At 44.8% G+C, this 4445-nt stretch carries 4 protein-coding genes; 1 reads left to right on the forward strand and 3 read right to left on the reverse strand.

Annotation, left to right across the window (positions count from 1 at the left end; all coding sequences use genetic code 11):
* A partial coding sequence (locus tag OGV85_RS18535; protein WP_286553826.1) for an ISNCY family transposase occupies positions 1 to 1338 on the forward strand: 1338 nt, incomplete at its 5' end.
* Positions 1339 to 1368: 30 nt separating this feature from the next.
* Here the strand turns inward: OGV85_RS18535 and OGV85_RS18540 are convergent.
* From OGV85_RS18540 to OGV85_RS18550, 3 genes are all read right to left on the reverse strand, one after another.
* On the reverse strand, positions 1369 to 2286 hold the full coding sequence (locus OGV85_RS18540) for an S-4TM family putative pore-forming effector (RefSeq protein ID WP_001610307.1): 918 nt from the start codon (positions 2284 to 2286) through the stop codon (positions 1369 to 1371).
* Between the two features lie 3 nt (positions 2287 to 2289).
* The gene (locus tag OGV85_RS18545) at positions 2290 to 3177 is read right to left on the reverse strand and encodes a nucleotidyltransferase family protein (protein WP_286553829.1); all 888 of its coding nucleotides are present in this window, start codon (positions 3175 to 3177) and stop codon (positions 2290 to 2292) included.
* A gap of 76 nt (positions 3178 to 3253) precedes the next feature.
* A protein-coding gene (locus tag OGV85_RS18550; RefSeq protein WP_085950818.1) for an IS3-like element ISSen4 family transposase occupies positions 3254 to 4374 on the reverse strand; the annotation gives its coding sequence in 2 pieces (ribosomal slippage) (positions 3254 to 4116 and positions 4116 to 4374; 1122 coding nt in all).
* Positions 4375 to 4445: the final 71 nt, after the last annotated feature.

Raw genomic sequence — 4445 nt, forward strand, 5'->3', positions numbered from 1 at the left:
GTCATTGAACGTCGCATCACAACGCGCCGTGCGGCCGAGCACCTCGGTATCAGCGACAGGCAATGCCGCAGACTTCTTGCTCGTTATCGTGAAGATGGTCCACTTGGAATGACCAGCCGTCGCCGTGGTAAAGCAAGCAACCATCAGTTGCCTCAGGGACTGGCTGCTTACGCGCTCAATATTATTCGAGAACGCTATAACGATTTCGGCCCGACGCTGGCCTGTGAAAAGCTGTCTGAGGTTCATGGCGTACATCTTTCCAAAGAAACTGTGCGTAAGCTGATGACTCAGGCCAGTCTGTGGGTCCCACGTAAGCAACGTGCGCCAAAAATTCAGCAGCCTCGTTACCGTCGTGCCTGTGCCGGTGAACTCATACAAATCGACGGCTGTGATCATCACTGGTTTGAAAACCGGGGACCTAAGTGTACGGCACTGGTTTACGTAGACGATGCAACTAGTCGTTTAATGCAGCTTCGTTTCGTGAAATCTGAGTCTACTTTCACCTATTTTGAAGCGACCCGTGGTTATATCGAAAAACATGGTAAACCGTTTGCACTGTACAGCGACAAAGCCAGTGTATTCAGGATCAACAATAAAAATGCAACCGGCGGCGACGGCGATACACAGTTTGGCCGTGCGATGCACGAACTGAACATTCAGACCATCTGTGCAGAAACCAGCGCAGCAAAAGGTCGTGTTGAGCGGGCGCATCAGACCCTTCAGGACAGACTGGTCAAGGAACTCAGGCTTCAGGGCATCAGCACCATGGAAGCTGCAAACGCATTTGCCGAAGAGTTCATGAACGATTACAACCGACGTTTCTCAAAAGCGCCTCGCCAGGAGTTCGATGTTCACCGGGAACTGGATGTCGATGATGATCTTGATATGGTGTTTACTTGGCGTGAAGCCCGCCGCGTGTCGAAATCACTCACGGTGCAGTACGACAAAGTGCTTTATCTCATTGAAGACAGCGAATTCAGTCGTCGGGCAATTGGTAAATATATTGATGTTTGGCATTACCCTGACGGACATAAAGAGCTCCGACTTAATGGCATATCACTTCCCTACTCCACCTATGACAAACTGTCTGAAATCGATCAGGGTGCCATTGTGGACAATAAACGTCTTGGCCGTGCGCTGGAAATGGCGCAACTGGTGCAGGCCGAACGGGATAATAACCGGTCACAATCAGTGCCATCCGGTGACGGCCCTTCACGCAGGCGAAAAGCCCCCACGACGAAGAAATCACAGCGTTCACTGGATGAGGACGATATGTTCAATGCACTGGTAAAACTTCAGTCACGATCTGAAGAAATATTTGGTAAGAAACAGATATGAAAACCCGGAGGATAACTCCGGGTATATTAACTATCGGGGTAAAATTTTCAAGTTCTCTTCAAAATAATCATCATAAATAGCCTCATTATTCTTCCGCATGAATCTGTGGAGACAATTGGGCACAGGATTCGAGGTCGATCGATGGGCATAAACCTCATCCTGAATCGATCTTAAATCATGAGATAAGATGTCATCGTTTATAATGCCACTTATCTTTATATTCTGTATTTTTTTCTCAATAAAATCTTTAACACGCATAATTCGATTAATAGATTTGTTGTTTTCAACGTATAACATTATCACATGTCTAAAAAACGGGAGCATGAAAACAATATAAAACAAAAAATCTTCCAACGAGGATTTAGACCATAAACCATATGCAAGGAGTACCAAAAAGGAAAGTAACATAGTGGTAAAATATATTTTGCTCATTACATCGCGCTGTGCCTTATCCCAGCCAAAATTTTTCGCATGGCATAATAATGCCAATACGTTTTCATTAGCATCGTAATCTTTATTTAGATACCAGTTGATAAATTCATCATTTTTGTTTCTTTTTTTGTAATACCTTGAAGCCTTAAAGACATTTTCTCTGCCAACCGGCTTCCCTACTTTTAATTCACTCCATGGAATGTGTAAGACATCACAGTCAAACATTTCCTGAATAGTGGCTGCACATTTTTTCATTGAGGAAATCATTGTGGAAAAAATAATTGTGATGACCAACACGATTATACCGTAATAACCGAGATAAGGAGCTATAGTCAAATGAGGGAATAGCCCCATTTTCTTTATCACTGTAGTAAATATTACAATAGCGACAGACATTACGACACTAAGAAAAAACACTACCCAGTTAACAAATTTAACCTGTGAGTAAGTCCGCCTCATTGCCATTAGTAACTCAATGTTTTTACTATCATTTTGGCGCAAAAATATTTGACTCATTTTTCATCCGTATGATGGGAAGTTGACACCAAAAACATCCTGCCATTTGTTAATGGACGCTCTGTGGTTATTTTGGCTTTCGTAATTACGGGCTTCCGTTGCTTTTCCTTGGTCAAGATAACAGCGAATAGATATCTTTAATTTATCATCATCACTAAGGTTGTTTATGTTTCCTTGTATGCCTTTGTGATCGTACACTGGACTAAATATAGCAGAGGCTAAGTAACCTAAAACATTGACAATCTCTAAATCGACCCATTGATAACATTCTGATCGACCGTTGAAGTAGTTAAGTAGCATTGTCTCTAACAAGTAACTACTCATTGAAGGCATGGTCGGACGTTTTTGCCAATATTTTATTACACGAATGACATTTAACATGTTTCCTGAGAGCTTAACATTAAGATCAGTAACTTTTTGCTTGTCAATTCGTGGATCTGTCTTCTTCCAATGACCATTCCCATCTGGTATTAAATAATATGTCTTGCCAAATGAATCTGGAGTAGTAATGAATGCAGGAACTATATCAAAATTCCAGTCATAGGATTTTAGCTTCAGAGTAGCTGCTTCCTGATTTCTTTTTACATCAGCCTTATCATACTGCGGAATTTGATTTAGGCTTGAGATAAAACTGTTTATTATTTTTCTAGAGTTAATAAAATTTGTGCCATCATGCTTATAGTATTTTAAGCGAACGGTTCCTTCACGCGCAGTGATTATTATTTTTCCATCACTCTCGCTGTATACACAATCATCACCATCGAGACCAAACATAAGATCTATATCATCTAAAGGGCGGATTTTTGTGCGTCTAGCAAAAGAACCAAAACCTGTATGTATATCAGGGTATATTATGGGGAAATAAACATCATTATTTGGAAAAGTGTTCATTCTGCCCAATAACCAATCTCTACTGGCTCTGGCTCGATCAGTCTGAGTGACCTGCCCCCACGATTAGATACAACACTCAGTTAGTAACGTCGGAATCTTCATTCTCAGAATGACCCTTTCTCCAGCCCGCTGCAAATTCAGACGGTGTCTGATAATTCAGCGTGGAGTGCGGGCGGCATTCGTTATAATCCTGCCGCCAGTCATTAATAATTTTCCTGGCATGAACGATATCGCTGAACCAGTGCTCATTCAAACATTCATCGCGAAATCGTCCGTTAAAGCTCTCAATAAATCCGTTCTGCGTTGGCTTGCCCGGCTGGATTAAGCGCAACTCAACACCATGCTCAAAGGCCCATTGATCCAGTGCACGGCAAGTGAACTCCGGCCCCTGGTCAGTTCTTATCGTCGCCGGATAGCCTCGAAACAGTGCAATGCTGTCCAGAATACGCGTGACCTGAACGCCTGAAATCCCAAAGGCAACAGTGACCGTCAGGCATTCCTTTGTGAAATCATCGACGCAGGTAAGACACTTGATCCTGCGACCGGTGGAAAGTGCGTCCATGACGAAATCCATCGACCAGGTCAGATTGGGCGCCGCCGGACGGAGCAGCGGCAGACGTTCTGTTGCCAGCCCTTTACGACGTCTTCTGCGTTTTACGCCCAGGCCACTGAGGTGATAAAGCCGGTACACGCGCTTATGATTAACATGAAGCCCTTCACGGCGCAGCAACTGCCAAATACGACGGTAGCCAAAACGCCTGCGCTCCAGTGCCAGCTCAGTGATGCGCCCTGATAAATGCGCATCAGCAGCCGGACGGTGAGCCTCATAGCGGCAGGTCGACAGGGATAAACCTGTAAGCCTGCAGGCACGACGTTGCGACAGACCGGTCGCATCACACATCAACATCACGGCTTCCCGCTTCTGGTCTGTCGTCAGTACTTTCGCCCAAGAGCCACCTGAAGCGCCTCTTTATCCAGCATGGCTTCGGCAAGCAGCTTCTTGAGTCTGGTGTTCTCTTCCTCAAGCGACTTCAGGCGCTTAACTTCAGGCACCTCCATACCGCCATACTTCTTACGCCAGGTGTAAAACGTGGCATCGGAAATGGCATGCTTGCGGCAGAGTTCACGGGCGGGTACCCCAGCTTCGGCTTCGCGGAGAATACTGATGATCTGTTCGTCGGAAAAACGCTTCTTCATGGGGATGTCCTCATGTGGCTTATGAAGACATTACTAACATCGGGGTGTACTAATCAACGGGGAGCAGGTCA

The organism is Citrobacter sp. Cf132, assembly GCF_030333885.1.
GTDB lineage: Bacteria > Pseudomonadota > Gammaproteobacteria > Enterobacterales > Enterobacteriaceae > Citrobacter > Citrobacter freundii.